This is a genomic window from Nitrosopumilus sp., from assembly GCF_025699255.1.
Taxonomy (GTDB): domain Archaea; phylum Thermoproteota; class Nitrososphaeria; order Nitrososphaerales; family Nitrosopumilaceae; genus Nitrosopumilus.
Genome location: NZ_JAILWA010000005.1, coordinates 50,642 through 73,080 on the forward strand (window position 1 = coordinate 50,642; position 22,439 = coordinate 73,080).

General features: G+C 33.4%; 26 protein-coding genes and 1 tRNA gene. 15 read left to right on the plus strand and 12 right to left on the minus strand.

Annotated features, from left to right (window positions below; translation table 11 throughout):
• A complete protein-coding gene (locus tag K5781_RS06230) occupies nucleotides 1-249 on the plus strand; it encodes a hypothetical protein (protein WP_297441865.1) in 249 nt (82 codons plus the stop codon).
• A gap of 82 nt (nucleotides 250-331) precedes the next feature.
• Here the strand turns inward: K5781_RS06230 and K5781_RS06235 are convergent, their stop codons facing one another.
• Nucleotides 332-481 carry a hypothetical protein gene (locus K5781_RS06235; protein ID WP_297441866.1) on the minus strand — a complete coding sequence of 50 codons (150 nt, stop codon included), beginning with the start codon at nucleotides 479-481 and terminating at the stop codon, nucleotides 332-334.
• A gap of 149 nt (nucleotides 482-630) precedes the next feature.
• Here K5781_RS06235 and K5781_RS06240 point away from each other — a divergent pair, with 149 nt between their 5' ends.
• The 3 genes from K5781_RS06240 to K5781_RS06250 all read left to right on the plus strand — a co-directional run bounded on the left by K5781_RS06240 (nucleotide 631) and on the right by K5781_RS06250 (nucleotide 4,178).
• Nucleotides 631-810 (plus strand): hypothetical protein, encoded by a 180-nt coding sequence (locus K5781_RS06240; protein ID WP_297441867.1) that lies wholly within the window; start codon nucleotides 631-633, stop codon nucleotides 808-810.
• 353 nt (nucleotides 811-1,163) lie between these two features.
• The gene (locus K5781_RS06245; protein WP_297441868.1) at nucleotides 1,164-1,616 is read left to right on the plus strand and encodes a GNAT family N-acetyltransferase; all 453 of its coding nucleotides are present in this window, start codon (nucleotides 1,164-1,166) and stop codon (nucleotides 1,614-1,616) included.
• A 144-nt stretch (nucleotides 1,617-1,760) separates the two neighbouring features.
• Complete coding sequence (locus K5781_RS06250) at nucleotides 1,761-4,178, plus strand: phage tail protein (RefSeq protein ID WP_297441869.1); 2,418 nt, start codon at nucleotides 1,761-1,763, stop codon at nucleotides 4,176-4,178.
• A gap of 44 nt (nucleotides 4,179-4,222) precedes the next feature.
• On the opposite strand, the gene K5781_RS06255 is transcribed toward K5781_RS06250, so the two are convergent.
• Nucleotides 4,223-4,426, minus strand: coding sequence for a hypothetical protein (locus tag K5781_RS06255; protein WP_297441870.1), 204 nt, complete (start codon nucleotides 4,424-4,426; stop codon nucleotides 4,223-4,225).
• A 124-nt stretch (nucleotides 4,427-4,550) separates the two neighbouring features.
• Here K5781_RS06255 and hsp20 point away from each other — a divergent pair, with 124 nt between their 5' ends.
• A complete protein-coding gene (gene hsp20 / locus K5781_RS06260; RefSeq protein ID WP_297441871.1) occupies nucleotides 4,551-5,042 on the plus strand; it encodes an archaeal heat shock protein Hsp20 in 492 nt (163 codons plus the stop codon).
• A gap of 88 nt (nucleotides 5,043-5,130) precedes the next feature.
• On the plus strand, nucleotides 5,131-5,373 hold the full coding sequence (locus K5781_RS06265) for a hypothetical protein (RefSeq protein ID WP_297441872.1): 243 nt from the start codon (nucleotides 5,131-5,133) through the stop codon (nucleotides 5,371-5,373).
• 388 nt (nucleotides 5,374-5,761) lie between these two features.
• On the opposite strand, the gene K5781_RS06270 is transcribed toward K5781_RS06265, so the two are convergent.
• From K5781_RS06270 to K5781_RS06285, 4 genes are all read right to left on the minus strand, one after another.
• Nucleotides 5,762-5,876 (minus strand) — tRNA-Met (locus K5781_RS06270).
• 37 nt (nucleotides 5,877-5,913) lie between these two features.
• Nucleotides 5,914-7,581, minus strand: a complete 1,668-nt coding sequence (locus K5781_RS06275) for a DNA topoisomerase I (protein ID WP_297441873.1) — start codon at nucleotides 7,579-7,581, stop codon at nucleotides 5,914-5,916.
• Between the two features lie 75 nt (nucleotides 7,582-7,656).
• Complete coding sequence (locus K5781_RS06280) at nucleotides 7,657-8,487, minus strand: SDR family oxidoreductase (protein WP_297441874.1); 831 nt, start codon at nucleotides 8,485-8,487, stop codon at nucleotides 7,657-7,659.
• A 42-nt stretch (nucleotides 8,488-8,529) separates the two neighbouring features.
• The gene (locus K5781_RS06285; RefSeq protein WP_366848026.1) at nucleotides 8,530-11,040 is read right to left on the minus strand and encodes a DEAD/DEAH box helicase; all 2,511 of its coding nucleotides are present in this window, start codon (nucleotides 11,038-11,040) and stop codon (nucleotides 8,530-8,532) included.
• Nucleotides 11,041-11,134: 94 nt separating this feature from the next.
• Between K5781_RS06285 and K5781_RS06290 the strand changes: the two genes are divergently transcribed.
• Complete coding sequence (locus tag K5781_RS06290) at nucleotides 11,135-11,911, plus strand: site-specific DNA-methyltransferase (RefSeq protein WP_297441876.1); 777 nt, start codon at nucleotides 11,135-11,137, stop codon at nucleotides 11,909-11,911.
• Here the strand turns inward: K5781_RS06290 and K5781_RS06295 are convergent, their stop codons facing one another.
• The gene (locus K5781_RS06295) at nucleotides 11,912-12,259 is read right to left on the minus strand and encodes a twin-arginine translocase TatA/TatE family subunit (protein WP_297441877.1); all 348 of its coding nucleotides are present in this window, start codon (nucleotides 12,257-12,259) and stop codon (nucleotides 11,912-11,914) included. It abuts the gene before it with no gap.
• A gap of 125 nt (nucleotides 12,260-12,384) precedes the next feature.
• On the opposite strand from K5781_RS06295, the gene K5781_RS06300 reads away from it, so the two are divergent.
• Nucleotides 12,385-12,699 carry a P-II family nitrogen regulator gene (locus K5781_RS06300; RefSeq protein ID WP_297441878.1) on the plus strand — a complete coding sequence of 105 codons (315 nt, stop codon included), beginning with the start codon at nucleotides 12,385-12,387 and terminating at the stop codon, nucleotides 12,697-12,699.
• A 2-nt stretch (nucleotides 12,700-12,701) separates the two neighbouring features.
• Here K5781_RS06300 and K5781_RS06305 read toward each other — a convergent pair whose 3' ends face one another.
• Genes K5781_RS06305 through K5781_RS06315 form a run of 3 tightly spaced genes read right to left on the minus strand, consistent with a single transcriptional unit; the run spans nucleotide 12,702 to nucleotide 15,311 of the window.
• Nucleotides 12,702-13,850, minus strand: coding sequence for an MFS transporter (locus tag K5781_RS06305; protein WP_297441879.1), 1,149 nt, complete (start codon nucleotides 13,848-13,850; stop codon nucleotides 12,702-12,704).
• Entirely contained in the window at nucleotides 13,847-14,536 is a 690-nt protein-coding gene (locus K5781_RS06310) for a class I SAM-dependent methyltransferase (protein WP_297441881.1), read from the minus strand. The genes K5781_RS06305 and K5781_RS06310 overlap by 4 nt, the downstream gene beginning before the upstream one ends.
• Nucleotides 14,537-14,585: 49 nt before the next feature.
• Nucleotides 14,586-15,311, minus strand: a complete 726-nt coding sequence (locus K5781_RS06315; RefSeq protein ID WP_297441884.1) for an archaeal proteasome endopeptidase complex subunit alpha — start codon at nucleotides 15,309-15,311, stop codon at nucleotides 14,586-14,588.
• Nucleotides 15,312-15,421: 110 nt separating this feature from the next.
• Between K5781_RS06315 and K5781_RS06320 the strand changes: the two genes are divergently transcribed.
• Both K5781_RS06320 and K5781_RS06325 read left to right on the plus strand, forming a co-directional pair.
• The gene (locus K5781_RS06320) at nucleotides 15,422-15,805 is read left to right on the plus strand and encodes a winged helix-turn-helix domain-containing protein (protein ID WP_297441886.1); all 384 of its coding nucleotides are present in this window, start codon (nucleotides 15,422-15,424) and stop codon (nucleotides 15,803-15,805) included.
• A 70-nt stretch (nucleotides 15,806-15,875) separates the two neighbouring features.
• Nucleotides 15,876-17,150 carry a Glu/Leu/Phe/Val dehydrogenase gene (locus K5781_RS06325; RefSeq protein WP_297441888.1) on the plus strand — a complete coding sequence of 425 codons (1,275 nt, stop codon included), beginning with the start codon at nucleotides 15,876-15,878 and terminating at the stop codon, nucleotides 17,148-17,150.
• 2 nt (nucleotides 17,151-17,152) lie between these two features.
• On the opposite strand, the gene K5781_RS06330 is transcribed toward K5781_RS06325, so the two are convergent.
• Nucleotides 17,153-17,530: a toprim domain-containing protein gene (locus K5781_RS06330; protein ID WP_297441890.1), complete on the minus strand. Its 378-nt coding sequence runs from the start codon at nucleotides 17,528-17,530 to the stop codon at nucleotides 17,153-17,155.
• A 97-nt stretch (nucleotides 17,531-17,627) separates the two neighbouring features.
• On the opposite strand from K5781_RS06330, the gene K5781_RS06335 reads away from it, so the two are divergent.
• Genes K5781_RS06335 through K5781_RS06350 form a run of 4 tightly spaced genes read left to right on the plus strand, consistent with a single transcriptional unit; the run spans nucleotide 17,628 to nucleotide 21,413 of the window.
• A complete protein-coding gene (locus K5781_RS06335) occupies nucleotides 17,628-17,768 on the plus strand; it encodes a hypothetical protein (protein ID WP_297441892.1) in 141 nt (46 codons plus the stop codon).
• Between the two features lie 3 nt (nucleotides 17,769-17,771).
• A complete protein-coding gene (locus K5781_RS06340; protein ID WP_366848031.1) occupies nucleotides 17,772-18,455 on the plus strand; it encodes a type 1 glutamine amidotransferase in 684 nt (227 codons plus the stop codon).
• Nucleotides 18,456-18,497: 42 nt separating this feature from the next.
• Nucleotides 18,498-20,615, plus strand: a complete 2,118-nt coding sequence (locus K5781_RS06345) for a 3-hydroxypropionate--CoA ligase (protein ID WP_297441896.1) — start codon at nucleotides 18,498-18,500, stop codon at nucleotides 20,613-20,615.
• A 36-nt stretch (nucleotides 20,616-20,651) separates the two neighbouring features.
• Entirely contained in the window at nucleotides 20,652-21,413 is a 762-nt protein-coding gene (locus tag K5781_RS06350) for an enoyl-CoA hydratase-related protein (RefSeq protein ID WP_297441898.1), read from the plus strand.
• Nucleotides 21,414-21,468: 55 nt separating this feature from the next.
• Here the strand turns inward: K5781_RS06350 and K5781_RS06355 are convergent, their stop codons facing one another.
• Complete coding sequence (locus tag K5781_RS06355; protein ID WP_297441900.1) at nucleotides 21,469-21,993, minus strand: plastocyanin/azurin family copper-binding protein; 525 nt, start codon at nucleotides 21,991-21,993, stop codon at nucleotides 21,469-21,471.
• A gap of 95 nt (nucleotides 21,994-22,088) precedes the next feature.
• On the opposite strand from K5781_RS06355, the gene K5781_RS06360 reads away from it, so the two are divergent.
• Nucleotides 22,089-22,430 (plus strand): ArsR family transcriptional regulator, encoded by a 342-nt coding sequence (locus tag K5781_RS06360; protein ID WP_297441902.1) that lies wholly within the window; start codon nucleotides 22,089-22,091, stop codon nucleotides 22,428-22,430.
• The last annotated feature ends 9 nt before the right edge of the window (nucleotides 22,431-22,439 follow it).

Here is a 22,439-nt window from a genome sequence, read left to right on the forward strand (position 1 = left end):
ATGAAGATTAGAAAAAATATGACAAAAGAAAAATGGAAATCTGAAAAGGAAGTTTTGAAATCTCAAAAGGCCATGCTAAAAGCTAGCGAAGCGGAAATTGATGCAAAAAGAACTGCAACAAAAATTGGTAGTCCGCAAAGACTTGCCCTAACAAAAAAACGAAAAGCAATCAAAATCAAATTAGACAAATGGAAAGCTAAAATGTCATTATGGAAAGCCGAAAAAGCTATTTGGGATTCAAAACACTAGTTACACTTAGCACAGATTAGAATAAAAAAATCATAATCCAAAATGTTTCTAATTTATGTAAATAATAAAAAGAAATTTGTTGCTAACCGAAGATTCCGCTAGCAACAGAGTATGCTCCAATTCCAATTCCCATTACTACACCGATTCCCATGCAGATGAGGTCGAATTTTACAACCTTTTTGAAGGGAGCATGAACCATTTTATCCCAATTTGAGATTTGTTGTGATTTCATGATTATTGTTAGTTCTAGTTAGCAATAGAGTATAGTAAGCTTGTCAGCTGACTTGTCAACATGTTGATTTTTATTTTTTAATTAGCTTTATCTAATTAGCTTCTTCTAATTTTAGAACGATTTTTAAATAATTTTTACTAAACTATTACATGAACAACAAATCATGTCAAATATGTTCTTCTTCATTAGAAGTTGAAAGCACATGCAAATTTTGTGATGAACCAACACGACTATTTTGTCATACATGTGGTGTAATGGCTGAAAAAACAGCACATCCAGCTTGTATGGTAATTGATGTAAATAGAATGTTGTTGGAAACTACACAATAATTTTTTCATTTTTTATTCCTGTAAATGTTAATTCAAAATTATGTTTGATAAAATACCCCAAATTTTTAATGCTTTGTGATGTCTTCTCCGCAATGTATGCAAAAATATGTTCCATTTGCACTCCAATAATGTTCACACTCTAAATTTTTCACATTCATTTTCTAAAAAATCCTCATAAGAACAAATGTATGCAAAATTTACAACATATTGAGTGATAAATATTTGATAAAATCAAGTAGGGATTTAGGACAATGTTTTCTGATTAATTCTTAGGTATTAGATTGAATAACGTTTTAAAAATGATTTTAGTTTCTAGGTGTTCAATTCTTAAGTCATAATGGTGTATTGGATTTATGGAAAACATTACAATCAAAAAAATATCTAAAAATGATATTCCGATAATTCTTGGATTGTTATATGATCTAGGACGTCCAAAACCACAAAAAGATTCTGATGTTGATTCATTTAAAAAATTAGTAATGACATATGTCACAGATTCAGACAAACAAATTCTTGCTGCAGTTTATAATGATGTGAAAATTGTTGGCATGATAAGTATGATGTTTTTATCTAGATTAAATCGTGACACCTTGGAGATGTATGTTCCAGAGTTGGTAGTTCTTGAAAAATATCATAATCAAGGAATAGGAAAAAAACTAATTAATTCTTGTATTGAATTTGCAAAAGAAAAAAATTGCCATAGAATTAGACTTGAATCTGGAAATTCACGAAAAAACTCTCATGAATTCTACAAACATTTAGGATTTGTACAATCTGCATTTTCATTTACAAAGGATTTGGATTAACATTAAAAATTAGGACAATCTTTTATGACTGATCTTTGTTTTTTATAAAACTCTGAACGGGTGTGTGTAATTGGTTTGATGCCGCTCCATTTTGTTTATAAAGAAATCCTAATTTTTTAATTAGTATATCTTTGAAACAAATCTATGAAAATATTTTTTCTTGTATTTTTTGGAATAATTTTAGTTTCTCAAAGTTTTATCCTCTCGTATGGTCAATGGACTGATTACAACGAACATGATCCTGGAATTTCTCAAAATGTGATGCCTGAGTGGTTTAAAACAAATGCAAAGTGGTGGCAAGATGGACTTATTTCTGATGCTGATATGATAAATGCCCTAGAAAGTTTGATTGAGCAAGATGTCATTCCTCTTGATAACTTTTTGAAAGACTCTTCTGGAATTGAACATCAGGCGGGTGTACAAAAAGGTGGAACTTTCTACATTCCAAGTTATCAAAAAGATGTCTTTGGTTTTTGGAGTGAAGGTCTAGTATCTGATGGTGAAATTGTAAATTCTATCGGTCATCTTATTGGTGAAGGAATAATTGATTCAGAAATAATTAGAGAAAAACGAACAAGTTTTTCAGAAATTTCAGGCTTGGAAATTGAATCTCCTCCAATTGATTATCGCTCAGGATCTGAAGATGTTTCTGTAACAAAAATGCCTGGATTAAAAAAATACGCTGATATTACATTAAAGCGTGGTACAGTTTCTGCAATCAATGAAGCACAACAATGGAATAAACTTGCATCTGAAATGCTTTTCAAACTAAAAGATGGTGAAGAAAAGATTCACAAAAAAAGTTATGAAAATTCTTTACTGATGTATTCTGAATCAAAAACGTTTGAACATTTGAACCAAATGTTGATTTACAAAGAAAAAAGTGAAAATGCACAAAGTGATGCGTTACTAGCTGTTGAAAATTACAAGAAAATAAAGGAACTGTCTGAACTTACTGAAGATGAGTATTTGCAAATAGAACGTGATCTTCCTTTGGAATTTGATTTAGAAATTATTGATTCTATAACAAATGAATCTGAATATTTTGAGGCTTTGGAAAAAATTCAAGAATTTGCAGAAAATGCCTTACGTAAGGCTGAAGAGTCAGTAATTCAACTAAAACAGCAAGCTGATGAAGAATATCCTCGAACTCATCCTGATTTTATTTGGGATCCCACATACAATTATGATTCTTCTTTGGGAACAACATCTACTGGTATTAAATGGATTGATTTGAAACTCATATTGGATTCAAATGATCAAAGAGATTCTACAGTGAAGATAAGGACACCATTTTTGCTTGAACGGTTGTTTGATCCTTCAATTATTCAAACTCATTCCATGATTGAACAACTTGATGAAAATCCATTTGACTCTACTTACAAACTAGATTCTACAGATCTCTACCAATATCCTGAAGATGTGGCAAGAATTTTACAATCTATAATTATTATTGGCCCTCATGATACCTCAAACTTTTGGTTACCTGTATCATTTACAACCACTGTGTTCATCTCGAATTCATCAATCCAAATTGCAATTTTTGATTCTGACGGAAATAATATTTCTGATTTTGTAGAGATAATGTCAAATGATGACCATCAAATCATCTTTTTACCTGCTGAACATGATTTGGTTTTCATCTCTCTTACTAATCCGAATTCTGATTACACTACATTTGAAACTGCCATAGAGTATTCTGAAATTACGTCCAATCCTGAATTAGTAATGACTCCTATTGATTCACCTTTAATTGAGTTTGGAACAAACACTCCTCTCTATGAAATTCCACCTGGTTTTGATGCTGTATATTCTTCATTTGATGATTTCTCATCTGCTGAATTTGAATATGAATCTGAAATGTCATTGATGGATTATTTGAAAAATGAACAACTATTCTTCTCTGAATGTCTTTTACCTCCTGCAGGAAGTACTCTAAGTGGACCAACCCCTCCTGAAAAATCTAGACATAATGCAAACTATTGTGGTATTAGCGCATTTATTCATTCTATGGAAACGACTTTCCCCGGAGCATTATCTCATGATATCAGAACAAACTCTGCACAATGGGACAGGCTAGGAGATAACCTAGATCACTCTAACACTTTTGGTGAAAGAGGGGGAAAGTTTGTTGAAAATGTCAACAAGAATTTTGGAAACAAAGTCATTACTGGCAATGGAAAGAAATATTGTGCAGCTGAAATTGAAGACACAACTCCTGCTAATCTTGAAGCATGGAACGATATTTGCAATGTCAAAATGTTAGTCTATGATATCCCTTCATTTGGTCATTGGGTTGACCTCACATCAATTAGCGGAAATAAAATAACTTATCAGGATTATGGTCATAACCATCCTGCAACTTTTGATGGTAAAGTGGTTGATTTTTCAAACTCTAATTTGGGAGGACCTATGAAAGATCATTTTAGAGGAAACAATGCAAAGGCAGGAGATGGATTTTTTGAATCTGTACAGTTTTACGCTGTTTGTGAATGTGATAAAAATTCCTCATCCAAAATGCCTACAAAAAATTCCAAGGGACAGACTCTAAAATTAGAATAATTGATTGCATTTTGATTTAAAAATTCAAATTTCTATGATCTTAATTATCTTGATTCGATAAAAACCACATCAACAAGATCATTGTTGCTTCTCTTAGTTATAGTATCTCTACTTGCGTTGTGGAAATTTTGCAGATGTGCTTTTCTTGTCTTTATCCCATATTCTCTACATAGCCTGCAAAAGTAGGTTACCTGTCTTTGAGATCTAGGCATTGATTGTTTTTCATATTCTAAAATTGCAGTTTGCATGGGATGTGATAATAAACCAGATATTTTAATATTGTCATAAATATGACATATTGTCAGGTATAGATAATATATGCATAATTTTTATATATTGTCATCACTATTACATTAATTTGGTGATTAAAAGATGTTTGATGACCACTTTGAAAAAACATTTCGAAGATTATCGAGCCCCTTTTTTTCAATGGGAGATGTTTTCGAAAATCCAAATGGAACAGTCCAAACTTTTGAACCATACTACTATGGTTATGTGAAGACTGTAGGTGAAGATGGTATTCCCCATGTAACAGAATGGGGCAATACAAAACCATCTAGTTCTCTTGCAGATTCTACAGTGAGAGATCCATACGTTGACGTTTCAGTCAATGAGCAAGAACATACTCTCAAGATAGTATCTGAGATGCCAGGAATTGAAAAGTCTGACATCAAACTAAATGTGTCAGATAAACTGGTATTGTTTTCAGCCGAACATGGCGATAGAAAATACAAAAAGAAAATTCCTCTACCCTCAAAAGTAGATGAAAATTCTGCCAAAGCCAAATATACAAACGGAGTCTTGGAGCTGACAATATCTCTTGCCAAGGAAAAACCTCAGGGCAAGTTGGTGTCAGTGGAATAACTGGAGGGAAAAATGATGGATTATAATTCATCCCTAAAGCAAGTCAAAGACTCTTTCAAATCTTCTATGGAGAGAGTTTCCTCAGAATGTGAGGAAGTTTTTTCCAAATGGAAGTTTGGCAGGAGAAACTTTCCCTGATGTGAAAAAAATGCCAGACACTTTGTGTAGACAATGTGGTGGTGAACTAGATACAGAAAAGCAATGCTTGCATTGCCATCAACCAGTTCAGCTAGTTTGTACAAAATGTTTGCAACCCACAGAAGTTAGATTTCACAGTCAATGCATGTACAGTGAGGAGATGTTATGTCACACAGTCGCAGCACTTGCATAAGTCATAGAACACCTGATTCAAACATATGGGGAGTCCCTTCCTCTCCATATGTTCCAATTTTTATGGGTATATGTCATAGATGTTGGGCAAACAATGTCCAAGTAACATTGACTGAATCATGTGAGATATTTTGTAGTAAATGATGAAAAATAACTTTCATGTCTATCTGCGTCCATTTTCATCCCCAAAACAATAACTGAGTCCACATGAAGTTGAACTCATTTGCGGTGTTGAAGTTTTAGTTTGATACCGTAAAAAACTGCCTAGTTTTGCATAGTTGTATACTCTGATTGGGTTTCAAACTATGTATTTTCCAAAAATGGCATAGTTTGGCATAGTTTTGAACCTGTAATGTGAGATCTTGCACTTGATGTTGTAGAATTTTGTGTGCCGGGGGCGAGTTTCGAACTCGCGACCTCCAGATTATGAGTATTGCCTTAGTTGGAGAACCGTTAGAGTTTACCAATTTAACTGGCACTCTAACCAGGCTGAGCTACCCCGGCATAATTAATGCCTAAAAATTTGGGAAATTAAATGATTCTAATTTTGTTTTATTTCATTCCAAGACGCATTCTCATTTTTTACCCAGAGGAATTTCTTTTGTAGTGCTGATGTGTACAATTTTTCCCATTCGGCACCAACTTCATCAGTCCATGCCTTAAAGACACGTGGATCAATGTAATTTCTTAAAGATGTGCCGATGTTGTAATCTTTAGTTTTTTCAGATAAATCGATTTGCAACTCTAATTTTTCCAGTCTTTCTTTGTGTTTTGTTTTTTGCTTTTTAATTTGTTCATTTAATGTCTTGATTCTTTTTGTTTTGCTTTTCTTTTGAGTTTCTGTTTTAGGCTCACTTGATTCTACCTTTCTGAGAGTTTCTTGTGTTTTCTTCCAAACTTGATCTTTTTCTACCTTTTTGAGAGTATCTCGTTTCTTTTGTAATGATTGCTCAAATGTTTTTGGAATTGTTCTTTTATGATTACACATCATAGCAGCTTCAAGATTTGCCAATTTTGCATGGTATATTTTCTCAGTTGCAGTCTTGCCTTTCATATTATCGTGTTTGATAAGATAGTCTTTGACTACTGTTGTTGCTAGATATGTTCTGAACACTTTTGCCGTGAGACCTTTTACAATACTAGAATAGTATTGATTAACATGTCTTGATGTGATATCGTCAAAAATTTCATCCTTTGGTTTTTTCTTTTCAACTAGTTTCTTGAGATTTTCATGAAACTGTTTATCGTGACCTTCTGCAACTACTGTCTCTTGCCATCTGACACTATCTTTACCTAGGAAATCAAATTCAATGGAATTTGGTGTGATTTTGATATGTTCTTTTCTTAGGGTTGTAGCACCTACTGTATCAGCTTCATCTGGATCTTTCTCGTCTCCCACTCTCATTGCAGTTCTATAAATTAAATAACATGCAGTAGCAATCCTACTGATTTTAGGATCTTTACTTTTCATGTCTTTGACAATTCTGTCTTTGATTTTTTCAATTTCTCTTGCAAGTTTAACAGCTTTTTCGTACTTTTCTTTGTCTCTGTCTTGTTTTAGTCCTGCAGTATCTGCCAGCCAGACGTATTTTCTTTTTTGTGTAAGAAAGTCCATCCAACTAGCTAACCACATTGAATTTTTATCATGAATGATCTTTCCCCATTTCCCTTCTGGAACTTTGGCTTCTTTTCCAAGGTTTAATGTGACATCTTTTGCAGTAACTCTTGGTTTCCATCTTCCTCTCAGTGGATGTTCTCCTCTTCCGATAAATATTCCAGGTGGTTCTGCCATGTAATTTCCAACTTCAACTTCTTTTCCGTCCATGATGGCGATTCCATATTTTGCCTTTAATTTTTCTCGTAATTCTTTTCTTTTTGCAGCAAGGGATTTCTTTTCTTCCTTACTCATCATCTCTTTGAGATCTTTTTCTTTGTCAACAATTTTGTATGCGTTTGAAAAATCAATATCTTCATAAGATATTTTTTTAAATTTAGAATCTAACGTTTTTGCAAAATCTGCTGTAAAGTTTTTCTGAAAAACTTTGTCTTGTGCATACGGGGTGTCTTTCTTTTTTGCCCATTGATACACCATTTCTTCCTGGTTTAGATCAAGATTTACTGTCTCTCCTTTTATCTTGATCTTGATTCCTTGAGCCTCGTATGCAGGCGGAAACAAAATTCCATTATGTTGCAGAGTTTTCCATTTCATATCATTTCACTAAAATTGTGGACTTTGATGAAATTCTATCCTATCTGTATATCAATTTAGCGTACAAGTACGATGTCAGCTAGGAAATAGCTCTTTACTCATGTATTTTTCAAATTCTAGGTCTGTTTTCATCTTTTTTGCCTCCATAAACATCGCAGCATCAGTACCTACCACGTATCTAGGCAACATTTCATCATCATGAATTGCTTTCATAACCACATCTGCTACTTGCGAAGGCGCAGTTCCCATTTCTACCATCATTTTCAGTCCTGCTAAAATATTGTCTGTTAATGTCTTGTATTTTGGATCTATTTTTGATTCTGGAACTTTCATTGAATTAAAAAAGTTTGTTTTGATAACTCCTGGCTCTATCATGGTGGTCTTGATTCCAAATTGACCAAGCTCATATCTTAGACATTCTCCTAATCCTTCCAATGCAAATTTTGAGCTGATATAAGCTGGAGAACCTGGTAATCCCATTCGTCCTACAACTGAACTGATGTTAATTATCTTGCCAGAATTTTGTTTTCGCATAATTGGGGCAACTTCTTGAATTATTCTTACAATGCTAAAAAAATTTGTTTCAAACTGTTTTCTAAAATCATCTACTGCTAGATCCTCAGTACATCCAAACTGACCATATCCTGCATTGTTAACTAGTACGTCTAATCTTCCACTATCTTCAATGATTTTTTTAATTGCAGAAATGATTGATTCTTCTTTATCTACATCCAATTCAATTACTTCTATTGGAAGATTTTCTTTTTCTGCTGCATGTTTTAACTCTCCTGATTTTTTAACATCTCTCATACTTGCAAATGTATGATATCCTTCTCTTGCTAGTGATAACGCAGTCTCTAAACCGATTCCGGATGAACTGCCTGTGACAAGAGCAACTTTTTCCATATTGATTGTAAATTCTTGTTATATTTATCCCATTTTGATTAATTACACAAGTGGCTTGTCTCCTTCAAGAGGATCAACCAATTCTGTTTTCTCTCCATCATTTATCCGCTCCAAAATCTCTAATGCTGAATGTTTGTGAAGATATTCATTGTTGTTTCCACATCTGTATGAAAATGTACATCTGGGACAACCTGATTCATTTTTGCATGGGCATTCTTTGACAATAAACATACTTCTTTCTAATGATTTTTCAAATCTGTCGTAAAGGGCTTTACTGGCTCCGCTGCCTCCAATTGCTCCATCGTAAATGAAAATTAAGCCTGAGGTGCCTAATGATATGCCTCCTAAATCTTGAGAAACCCCTCCTGTTATCATGTTGCTGCCCTCAATTACTACATGTTCTGTTGCATGATATCCACTAGCTTCAGTATATTCTTCATCTTCTGCTTCATCCATTGTTTTCATTGGTCTTGGTGCATGAAATACAATTCCCTTTGTAATAAAATCATATTCTAATGGGATGTCTAGTTGAACTTTTTCTCCCTGAGTGATTTCTTGCCCTAACTCTATGTTGACATAACCGTATACTTTTTTCTCAATATGTAATTTACAAAACGCAATTTCTATGCCATTAGCTTTTCTTCTCTCGTAGATGGTTTCAATTGTTGGCCATTCTTCAGTTAATGACTTTGTATAGTATGGATAATCTCTTGGAATTCTTTCCAATTCTACATAATTGTTTTTTGGATAATCAAATTCTTTCACCCTATAACGAATTCCAGCTAGAAAATAGATTGCATCTTTATGTAATTCTTCTAATGCGATTGGCAACACTCTGTCTCCAACTTTTTTTCCATCTAAGAAAATATCAATTGATTTTCCAATCCCTCTGATGCTGTATTCGTTTAGCATTGAATTAATTTTATCAAAATTTGGAATTATTCTATTATTGAATTCTTTTAAATTTTCATTTATGATGTGACGTTCTATAATCTCTTGGTGTTCTTTAAGCTCATGTTTTGATATTGGTCTATCACATGCCATTGCTAAAACCTGAAATTCTTCCACAAAGGGGTTTTTGGGATCTATGTATGTTTTTTCAATATCTTCAAAATAATCATCAGGATGATTTTTGTAATATTGTGATATCGGATCATTTCCTAATGCTAAGAATGCATATCCTCTTTGTCCTTTTCTTGCAGCTCTTCCTATCCTTTGAATTAGTCTATTCACTGGAATTGTTGATGATATTACACAGTCGACATTTCCTACGTCTATGCCTAATTCAAGCGTAGGTGTGCATGAAATTGCTTGCAGTTTATCTTCTTTGAATTGTTTCTCAACTGATGTTCTATAATTTGCCATTAAACCAGCTCGATGAACTTTGATGTTTACTTTTTGTCTTTTTGCCTGCATTGCTAGAAGTTCTGAGTTTAGATGAGAGTTGTTAAACACCATTGTCTTATGATTTTTCTGGGTGAGTTTTTTTGTTAATTCTACCATAAGTGCCCTTTGTGTTCGAAGAGATGGAAATAACATTGCAAAATCTGTTTTTCCTTTTTTGCCCGAACCTTGAATCTTATTCATTTTTTCTCCAAATAATTTTTGACAAAATTCTTTTGCATCATCAAGTGTTGCTGATGCTGCGACAAATTGTAGTTTGTTAGTACAAATCCTCTTTAATCGTTTTATGATGTAATGTACATTTGTTCCAAAAATTCCTGAATATACATGGGCTTCATCTGTTACAAGAATTCTAACTGATGTTAACAATGTTGAAAACTTTGTTTGGTGCCACATGTGATAATGTAGTACATCAAAATTTGTAATTAGTATTTGAGGAGGATTGTCTATTATTTCTCTTCTTTCATTTATTTTAGTATCTCCATCAAAGACTTTTACTTCAACATCAATTTTTTCTGCAAATTTTTGGATTTTTGGATATTGATCACGTGATAATGCTTTTGTGGGATATACAAAAATTGCAAAAACATTTCCTTCGTTTGCATCTTTTTTTATTCTTTGAATAACGGGAATCAAAAATGCTTCAGTTTTCCCAGATGCTGTAGGTGCTTCTATGATCACATTTTCTCCAAATGAAATTTCTTCAATTGCTTCTTGTTGGAATTTATAAAATTGCTCAATTTTTAATTCTGTGAGATGTTGTGTTATTGATTCATCTAGTCCTAAATCTTCTACTTTACAGCCCATTTTAGGCTCAGGATTACTCAATATTTTGTATTGTGAAATGTAATCTTTTTTTGAATAAAGAATTTCCTCAGTGATTTTGTCTGGCTTGTTTTTGCCAATCATTTCTTTAATTTCGCTTTCTCCTCTTACGATTCCTTCATCTTTTAGTCCTTCAGACAATCCTTCTTTTGTGACTAATCCCTTGTCGAATCTGGATAAGAATTCAAGAAAAACCTCGTCTACATTTTTTGAGAATTCCAACAAATCCTCGATCCCACATTTTTCACATGAGACGTGCATTTTTTTGTTGAATGTTTTTTGGATTTCAATTTTTGATTTGCATTTGGGACATGAAAATTTCAAGATCTATTTAGCTAGAGAAGATTCATGATTTATTGGTTGATGAGGTTTATGACCCATGACATTATTAAGATAGGACGGAGTGTTGAATTTAAAAATGAAAAAAATAGAAATTAACAAAATTTACAATCAAAATTGTATAGAAGGAATGAGTTTAATTCCTAAAAATAAAATTGACCTTGTCATTACTGATCCGCCATTCGCTATTGATTTTAAGGCAAAAAAGGCAAATTATAACAGAACCTCGTCTAGAGTATTATCTGGCTATAATGAGATAAAGCCTCAAGACTATTATGATTTTACATTTGATTGGATGAGTGAGGTATATCGAATTCTAAAAGATTCTGGAAGCATGTATGTTTTTTCTGGATGGAATAATCTAAAGGATATTTTACGTGTATTGGATGATGTTGGATTTACCACTGTAAATCATATAATTTGGAAATACCAATTTGGTGTTGTTACTAAAAGAAAATTTGTAACTTCCCACTATCACTGTCTTTATGTTTGTAAAAATGATAAGAAACGAAAATTCTTTCCCTTTACTAGATTCAAAAAAGATGATAAAACTAAAGATGGACGCAGCCTTCATTATAAAGACAAAGAAGATGTTTGGAATATCAAAAGGGAATACTGGACAGGAGATGAAAAAACCCCCACGAAACTTCCTTCTGAAATAATTCAAAAATTATTAGAATATTCAAGTGAAAAAAATGATCTTATATTTGATCCATTTCTTGGTTCTGGACAAGTGGCAGTAGTAAGCAAGTCTCTTAAGAGAAAGTTTCTGGGATTTGAAATTGTTCCAGATTATTACAAATTTGCTAAAAAACGACTTGATACTGATAGTTACAGGATCAAAAAGTCAAAATAATTATTTTTTCTCTTCTACTTCATCTGTTCTTTTTTGACCAATTTTTGAAGCAATACTTTGTCGCAACTCATCATCTGTCTTGCCTTCAATTTTCACTCCTGCTGATTTTGCAATCATTTCTAATTTCTCACGTTCTGATTCAACTGGACCTGAAATTTTGGGAGTTTCTTCTGTGACTTCTTTCATCTGCTCTTGAATTTCGTTTTTAGCTTTGTTATATTCATTGACTGCTTTTCCCATTTTCTTTGCTGCTCCTGGAAGTTTACCTGTTCCCAAAATCAAAACCAGCGCTACAAAAATTATAATCATCCATTCACTTCCACCAATGTTTAGTGAATTTTCTAACATGTTTTGATGATCTTTAATTTGAAATTAAACCTAATGTCTCAATCTATGCCTAAATTAGTAATTTATTGAATATCATTACTGAGAAGGACTAATTGATTTAAATAAATTCAGAACTATGAATTCTTATGAAAAAAATCGAAGCGATTGTTCGAACTGATTTAAAAGATGCAGTTATTGCTGCAATCAAAAAAGTTGGTGTTGGCGGTGTAACTGTACATCAAGTTCAAGGGCAAGGTGCTCAGGATCCTCCTTTGGTTGGACAGTTCTTCAGCAGAGATATGATAATCTGTGTTGTTGATGATCCTAAACTGGATGAAATCTTAGATGCAATAGCAAATGTTGCTTGTACTGGAACTAAAGGAGATGGCAAAGTCTTTGTGACTCCTATTGATGATGCACTTGATCTTTGCACTAAAAAACGTGGAACAATGGATATCTAATTTTAGATTCTCTGTGGTTCTAGTTTCTTTCTCGCATTTATTGCAAATAGTGAAACACCAATTCCTATGATACAAAAGACAACATATGGTGTTTCATTTCCAAATGACTGTGTAATGGGACCTCCTATGGTTGGTCCTATAGCCCATCCCATACCAAATATTGTTTCATATGCACCAATAATTTTACCTGAAATTCCTTTACGTGTTTTACTCAAAATTATTTCTAATGTTAATGGGAAAAATATGCTAAATCCAAACCCCATCAAAACTAAAGCTATTCCAAAAGTAATAATTGAATCTGCAACGACTGATAGTGCCAATCCTGCAGAAACTGCTATTGTTCCTGCAATCAACGTTTGACTCGTTCTTCTTGCAAATTTTCCTACCAGTGCAAGAGATGCCACACGTGAGATTCCAAAAATAAAATACAATAACAAAATGTCTGATGCAGACATTCCGTTGTCATTGAGAAAAGCTGGATATATTGTTAGAATAATTCCAAAAGATGAAGTACAAAATATCAACAAAATAATTACTTCGGGAAATCGTTTCATTTCCTTAATTGATGAAAATGAAAATCTTTCATGATGTTTTTTTACGCTCTTTTGTGATGCTAATAGAGAGGTGATTATTGCTGCAGCGAGGATAAATGCTGCAATTTGGAACAGAATTCTATATGTTGTATCCAATCCTTCCAGCAAAACTGTGCCTAATAATGGCCCTGCCATAAACCCAATTACAAAAAACATTGTAAACCATGAGATGTGTTTTACTCTATTTTGCTCCGAACTTTGATTTGAGATAATTGCTTCACAAGGAGGCCAAAAAAATGCATGAGCAATTCCGGTCATGATTCTAAATCCCATTATTTCTGGAACTGATTGTGCTATTGACAGAAGATAGATCGATGCAGAATTTATTGCAACTCCTAAAGATAACAAATACCCATTGTTGAATCTATCAAGTAAAATTCCTACAAAAAGAGGAATGAACATGTATGGGATGAAATTTGTTAATCCGATTAATCCTAATTCAGAATATGTTGCACCTATGATATTTTTTGCAAATACTGGAAGAATTGGACCATGTAATCCATATGAAATTCCAATGATTAAACCTGTGATATTGATTAGTATGAGAACTTTGTTCATTTGTATGCGGCAACCATTATTGCTCCGCCCATAAGATCTTTCTCAAACTCTACTCTTGAAAATTTTTCAAGAATTAGTCTTTCCAGTTTTTTATTTTGTGGCCATCTTTTGTATGTTCCATACAAAGTTCCAAATTTTAATCCTAATCTGCCCCCTGCTGCAAATGCTAGAATCGGCAGAATACATCTGAGATAAAATGAAACTCCTGCTCTGAAGAATGATTCATCTGGTTTTCCTAAATCCACAATCACAAATCTTCCTCCTTTCTTCAACACCCTGTGAATTTCAGAAATTGCTATTCTTAGATTAATTGCATCTCTTAATGAGTACCCGCATAATACCGCATCAAATTCTTCATCTTTGAATGGAATATGTTCAAAAACACCATTTGCCATGTCTGGAGTTTTCTCAAAAAATGTACCTGTATTTTTTAACATGGGTACCAGAGGATCATATAGTGTAATTGAGATCTTACCCCCTGTAAGTCTTGAAGCTGTTTTAGACATATTTCCAAAACCAGACCCTGCATCTAAGATTTTGTTTCCTGGAAGGACTCTTTTTGAAATTCCTCTAACTCTATGTTCTTTGTCTTTACCTAGTGAAATAATTGAATTTACTTTATCATAAATTGGAATGATTTCTCGAAGTACTTCCATTACTTCTCCCCAATAACTTCCTAAACCCATAATCTATCGTCTCAGTATACTTGTTTGAATAGTTTTCAAATCAAAGAGTTTACTGTGAAGCAAACTTTGATGAATTTTGAGAATAATTTTGTAAATCCGATTCTGAAACTTTCTCAAAGACTTTTGCTTCAGATGTAACTTTGGCCATTTTGATATGATTAATTCCTTCTTTTGCTTCTGTTTTAAGATTAATTGCTGCTATTGCCAAAGACGCTGCATCTTCTAAACTCAAATCATTGTTGTAATGTTTTTCCAAGAATGCATTAACATCATCAGAACCTGCACCAATTGCAATCGCTGCAAATTGAACATATGTTCCACTAGGATCAGTCACATAGATTGATTCTCCTTTTTGATCAATTCCTGCAATGATCATAGAGACTCCATTTGGTCGCACTCCTCCATATTGTGTAAACTGATGTGCTTGATCAGCTAAATGTTTAGCAACTGTTGCAACTTCTACAGATTCATCATATGTCATTCTATTTCCTTGTGAGAAAAACCTTGCACCATCTACTTGAACACGTGCATCTGGAATGTAACCTGCTGCTGCAACTCCAATGTGATAATCAACTTGAAAAATTTTCTGAGTAACATTGCTAGTTTGTAAAGTTCGTGGTTTTTCTTCAACTGCCATGATTACTCCTTGTTTAGTGGCAATGCCTATTGCTAAAGTTCCTCTTTTTACGGTCTCAATAGCATATTCAACTTGGTAAATTCTACCGTCTGGAGAATACATGGTTGGAGTCATATCATACCCACGTGATGCCATCATAATATCACGAGTTCTTTCTCAGTCAATTTAAGGGTAATTGTCCTGCCTGAATTTGGATGAGATCTGGAAATACTGTTTTAAGCAAAATTGACTAAATTAATTCAAGAAATATGGTTAACCAACTACTAGAATTCAAAGAAATCATCAAGTCAAAACAGATTTCAGAGCAAAGAAAAACCGATAAACAGACTAGGAAGCTTTTGTTGTATTTGTTTACAAGTACAAGGGGAGGATTTACAAGATTACGAATAATCATTCACCTTCTTGAGAAACCATACAATACTCATCAATTGGCTAAAGAATTAGATCTTGATTACAAGGCAATCCAACATCACATGAAAGTACTAGAAAAAAATAACATGGTTTCAAGAATAGGTGAAAAATATGGTGCTATCTTTCATCTGTCTAATTTCCTGGAGATAAATATTGGAGCACTTGATGAAGCAATTGACAAATTAGATAGAAAGATGAATCACACCAAAATTTACATGTGATAGTTTCTTAATTTGCGATCTGATTTTATGAACTAAACTTAATATAATATGCTCCGTTTTCAAAATTATCTTGGTCAAGAATGATCCATTTGCAAATGCAACAAAACAAGTTAATGATGCATGTGATATACTAGGAATAAAGGACAAAGGAATTCGTGAATATCTTGCAATTCCTAACAAAGTTTTGAGAGTAAAAATCCCAGTAAAGATGGATAATGGTAAAATTAGAATTTTCACAGGTTTTAGAAGTCAACATAACAATGACAGAGGTCCATACAAAGGTGGTATTCGTTACTTCAATCCAGAAGGTGGAGTTGAGTACATGGAAAGAGAAGTCATGGCATTATCTTCATGGATGACATGGAAATGTGCTATTGTTGACGTTCCACTTGGTGGAGGAAAGGGTGGAATCTATGTTAATCCTAAAACCGAAAAACTCAGTGAAGCAGAACTTGATAGATTAACTCGTGGATTTGCATTTAAGATCTCTGAAATAATTGGTCCCAACAAAGACATTCCAGCTCCTGATGTTTACACAACAGGTAAAGAGATGACACAAATCATGGATACTTTTAGTAAACTAAATGGTAATGAATATTCTCCAGGTGTGATTACAGGTAAACCAATTTCCATGGGAGGTTCTCTTGCAAGAAATGTTGCTACTGGATTAGGTGCAGCATATACTGTTAGAGAAGCTGCTAAGACATTGAAAGTTAATTTGAAAGGTGCAAAAGTAGTTTTACAAGGTTTTGGAAATGCATCAACATTTGCTGGTGAATATCTTGAAAAAATGGGTGCAAAAGTTATTGCTGTTAGTGACTCTAAAGGTTCAATTTCAATTCCTAAAGGTGCTAAAACAAGTGCAATTTTAGCTCATAAACAAAAGAAAGGTTCTGTTGTTGGATTTCCTGGAAGTAAAAAAATCTCTACTGAAGAACTACTTACTACTAAATGTGATATTCTAGTTCCAGGTGCACTTGAGAATCAAATCGATGCAAAGATTGCAAAGAATCTCAAATGTAAAATCATTGCAGAAGCTGCCAATGGTCCTACGTTACCTGAAGCAGATCCTATTATCTATCAAAAAAAAATTCTAGTAATTCCTGACATCTTGGCAAATTCTGGAGGTGTTTGTATTTCGTATTTAGAATGGGTACAAAATAACATGGGTTACTATTGGACTTTTGATGAGGTTGCAAACAAAATGGAAGCAAATATCACAAAAGGATTCAAGGATGCTTATGCCCTTAGTAAAAAACACAAAATTGACATGAGAAAGGCAACCATGGTTTTGGCCGTTGAAAGAGTGCTGGAAGCCTTTGATCAAAAAGGCATTTGGCCATAGTCTTAAGCTAGATAATCTTCATAATTTACTAATTGTTCAACAAACATTATTTTCCCTTTTGTAATTTTACGAAGTTTTCTCTTAAACGACAGATCTATCTTTGTTCTTCTTTGTAATAATTGAATTATTTTCGCTGTTAATGCTCTCCCTTTTTTATCTCTGTCAAAAAGAATAATCACTCTTTCATATTTTGCAACAAAATCTGCAAAATCTACCATTCCTGCAAACTTGTGAAATTCTAAAATTTTACCTTTGTATCCTATTCTTCTTAATGCATTTGAATCCCTTTTACCTTCAACAATCACTATGCTGTTTTTCAAAGTGTTTAAATCAAATACAAAATTTTTCAATTCTAAAATTTCTTGTTCTGATATTAACACATCTTAATTCCTTTATCTCTGTTAAAATACATCATGTTAAAAAACATCATGTTAAAAAACAATAAATTAATTCATTCTGATAAACTAATGATGCTAAATGAAAACTGAAATAGAAATTGCTGAATATAGAAAAGTGATTGAAGAAAGATTAGTAAAGTCTGAATCAATGGATGCCATGAAATACTATCAAGGTGTCCTTAGATGTCTTGAATGGGTAGTTACAGGACAAGATGTTTAAAAAATGTCTAAGGTCTTACTAGTACAAAATACTCGGATTGAGGGTTCTGGATACTTGGGCGAACTGCTACAAAATGACGGATTTGAAATTACATCCGTAAATGCTAAACATGAAAGACTTCCTGATCAAGATTTTTCTTTAGTTGTGATTCTAGGTGCCCCCGAAAGTGCAAATGATGATTTACCGTATCTTCGCACTGAGCAACAGTTAATCAAAAATTCTGTTGAAAAAAATATTCCTGTGCTAGGAATTTGTCTGGGTTCACAGTTGATTGCTAAAACATTTGGTGCTAAAGTGTATAGTGGACCAAGAAAAGAAATTGGATTTTATAATGATCTGAAAATTAGTAATGATTCTCCTTTTTTCAAAGGATTCAAAAATCCTTTTACTGTATTTCATTGGCATGGTGATACGTTTGATTTGCCATTGGGTTCAATTAAATTGGCCTCATCTGATTATTATCCAAATCAGGCATTTCAATTCAAAAGTGCAATAGGTCTACAATTTCATTTAGAAGTCAATGAGGATATGGTCAATTTGTGGCTTGATAATACTGAAGAGAAATTACAAAAAATCCCATACATCGATCCTCAAAAAATTCGTTCAGATATTGTTGAAAATATTTCAATGGTAAAATCAAATATGAATAATTTTTACAACAATTTCAAATTTGCATTTGGTCTTTGACCAAAGTTTAATATAGTTAAATCTAATTTTATCGATCGAACGATGACTGCAGTCAAGAAAATTTTTGATGAAATTATTCAAACTGATCACAAAGTCATCACAGAAGAGTCCTCCAAATCTATTCTCAAAACGTATGGTGTTAAAGTACCTCCTTATGCATTGGTTACTTCTGCAGATGAAGCTGCAAAACAAGCCAAGAAGATTGGCTTTCCACTTGTAATGAAAGTAGTTTCTCCACAAATTTTACACAAAACTGATGTTGGTGGAGTAAAAGTTGGTTTAGATAATGTAAACGATGTAAAAAAGACCTTTAATGACATGTATGGTCGACTTTCTAAAAAGAAAGGAGTTACTGTTAAAGGAATTCTTTTAGAAAAAATGGTTCCAAAAGGAGTTGAACTAATTGTAGGAATTCAAAATGATTCTCAATTTGGTCCTATCATTATGGTTGGACTGGGTGGAATCATGACTGAGGTTATGAAGGATGTTGCATTTAGAATGTTGCCCATTACAACTTCAGATGCAAAATCAATGTTAAATGAACTAAAGGGTTCCAAACTTCTTAAAGGATTCAGAGGTAGTGAGCCAATTGATACTAACATGGTTGCAAAAATGTTAGTAAACATTGGCAAATTAGGCGTAGAAAATGCAGATTATATTAACAGTATTGACTTTAACCCAGTAATCGTATATCCAAAATCACATTTTGTAGTTGACGCAAAAATTATTCTAAATAAAGAGATAAAGAAAAATTCTATCTCAAAAGCAAAACCAAACAAAGACAACATGGAGACTTTCTTCACTCCAAAATCTGTAGCATTAGTTGGTGCATCTGCAACTCCTGGAAAAATTGGAAATTCTATTTTAGATAGTTTAGTAAATTATGATTTTAAAGGAAAAGTTTACCCAATTAATCCAAAAGCCGATAAAATATTTGGACAGAAATGTTATCCATCAGTTTCAGCAATTCCTGGAACTGTTGATCTGGTTGTAGTTTCAGTTGACTTGTCTATGACTCCTCCTGTTTTAGAAGATTGTGCAAAGAAAGGAGTACACAGTGTTGTGATTGTATCTGGTGGAGGAAAAGAACTTGGTGGAGAAAGAGCGGCATATGAGGCTGAAGTGGCAAGATTATCTAAAAAATACAAAATTCGAATTATTGGTCCAAACTGTATTGGAATGTTTAATGCAGCCAATCGTCTTGACTGTGCATTCCAAGGACAGGAAAGAATGGTACGTTCTCAATTGGGTCCAGTTGCATTCTTCTCACAAAGTGGAACTATGGGAATTAGTATGTTGGAAAGTGCCGATGTATTTGGTTTATCTAAGATGATTAGTTTTGGTAACCGTTCTGATGTAGATGAAGCAGATATGATTTGGTATGCTGCAAATGATCCTCAAACCAAAGTTATCGGATTATATGTTGAAGGATTTGGCGATGGTAGAAAATTCATCAATGTTGCAAAACGTGTAATGAAAGAGAAGAAGAAACCTATTGTCATTTGGAAGAGTGGAAGAACTGCTGCTGGAGCAAAACAAGCTGCATCACATACCGGTTCGCTTGGAGGCTCAAATGCAATCATTATGGGTGCATTCAAACAAGCAGGAATTATTTCAGTTGATAGTTATCAAGAACTAGCTGGAGTTCTAAAGGCATTAGCATGGCAACCAGCTGCAAAAGGTAACAAAGTTGCTATGACTAGTAATGGTGCAGGACCTATGATTGGCGGAATTGACCAATTAGAAAAATTCGGTCTTACAATAGGAAAATTGTCTCCAAATCTTCTTAAGAAAATGAAATCTCGCTTCCCACCTGCTGTTCCTATCCATAATGGAAATCCTGCAGATGTAGGTGGCGGTGCAACTGCTGATGATTATAGGTTTGTTATTCAACAATTTATGGATGAAAAAAATATTGATATTGCAATGCCTTGGTTTGTTTTCCAAGATGATCCACTGGAAGAAACCATTGTTGATTATCTAGCAGATTTCCAAAAGAAACGAAAGAAACCAATTTTGGCTGGAGGGAATGGTGGACCATATACTGAAAAAATGATTAAATTAATTGAAAAACATAATGTCCCAGTGTACCAAGATCTTAGAACTTGGGTTGCAGCAGCATCTGCATTGCATCAATGGGGAAAAATATCCAAAAAATAGATAACATTTAAGTTTCTCATAACTTGAAAAATTACTATGTCACTAGTTACTACATCTACTTCTGATGGCATTTGCACTGTCAAGATTAACAGACCTGACAAACTCAATGCCATGAATACTGATGTTGCAAAAGAACTAATCAAAACTTTTGAAGAACTAAACCATAATGATGATGTCAAAGTTATCATTTTGACTGGTGAAGGAGATAAGGCATTTTCTGCTGGTGCAGATATTGAATACATGTCAAAAATCTCTGCAGATGAATCAGTTGAATATGCAAAAACAGGTCAACTTGTTACTGCAACTGTCGAATTGGTAAAACAACCAACTATTGCAGCAGTTAATGGTTTTGCACTAGGTGGTGGTTGTGAACTTGCAATGTCTTGTGATATTAGAATAGCAGCTGATACTGCTAGACTAGGTCAACCAGAAGTAACAATTGGTGTTCCTCCTGGATGGGGTGGTACACAAAGATTGATGAGAATTGTGGGAATAGCAAAGGCAAAGGAACTTGTTTACACAGGTAAAATGGTCAAAGCAGATGAGGCAAAAGAAATTGGTTTAGTTAACCAAGTAGTTCCGCTTGCTTCATTACAAGAAGAAGCTTTGAAAATGGCACAACAAATTGCTGGAAACTCTACTATGGGTGTTTTAATGTCCAAAGTTGCAATTAACAAAGGAAGAAATGCAGATCTTGACACTGGACTTGCATTAGAACTTCTTGCTTGGAGAAACTGCTTTACTCATCCTGATAGAGAAGAGCGCATGACCGCATTTGTTAACAAGTCAAAAAAATAGCTATTCAAATTTCTTTCTTATTTTATTTATTAAAAAAATTAGAGTTTTTGAAACTCTATTTTACTGTAACTACTCCTACTCTCCATGGATGGAATGAACAATAATAATTGTAAACTCCGCTTTCTTCAAATGTGAACTCAAATCTGTCTCCTGTTTGAAGTGGGGGACTATTGAACAAATCACTTACTTTTCCCATGTTGTCTTGACTTTGGATGTTATGAGGAACTGAATCATCATTTACCCATGTCACTTTGGTATTTTCACTTATTTCTAGATTCAGTGGCAAGTAAAATCCACTACCTGATACATCTGAATTTCCATTAGGAATTATGATCTCTGCTTCCATAATTTCTGCAACAACATCTTCGGCAGATTCAATCACTATTACTCCAGTTTCTATCAAAAATTTTATTGCATTGAGAAACTCTGTCTCAGAAATATCTCCTTGACCATACCATAATGCATTATTTTTTACCCATTCTGGAACTGATTCTGCAGCTGCCTCATTAGCTGTTAATGAAACTAGTAGAATTGAAAATATCATTGTTATAATTGATATTTTTATTGATCTGTGTTTCATACTCAAAAATGTCTGTGAAATGATTTATCCCATGAGTATACATTGTCTTGCACTGCAGACTAATTCATTATAACTAATTTTGAACCTGTTTTTTCATGCAAGAACTAATTCAATCCCAAAAGATAATGGATGATGAAAGAAAGCAAGTAATTTTGGAAATCCTTGCTGACAAATATTGTAAATTAATCCTCCATAATACTTTAGAAAAACCAAAATCTGCTATGGAAATATCTAGTGAAAAAAAGATTCCTATTAGTACTGTATATAGAAGACTTCAGACCCTATATGATGCAAAATTACTCGCAATTTCTGGTTCCATAAATCAGGATGGCAAAAAATACTTTCTGTACAAGAGTAAAGTAAAATCTATTTCTCTAAAATGTGATTTAGAAATAACTTCTATTGAACTTGTACCCAATTCTTCACGTGTAGATTAAACTTTGGAG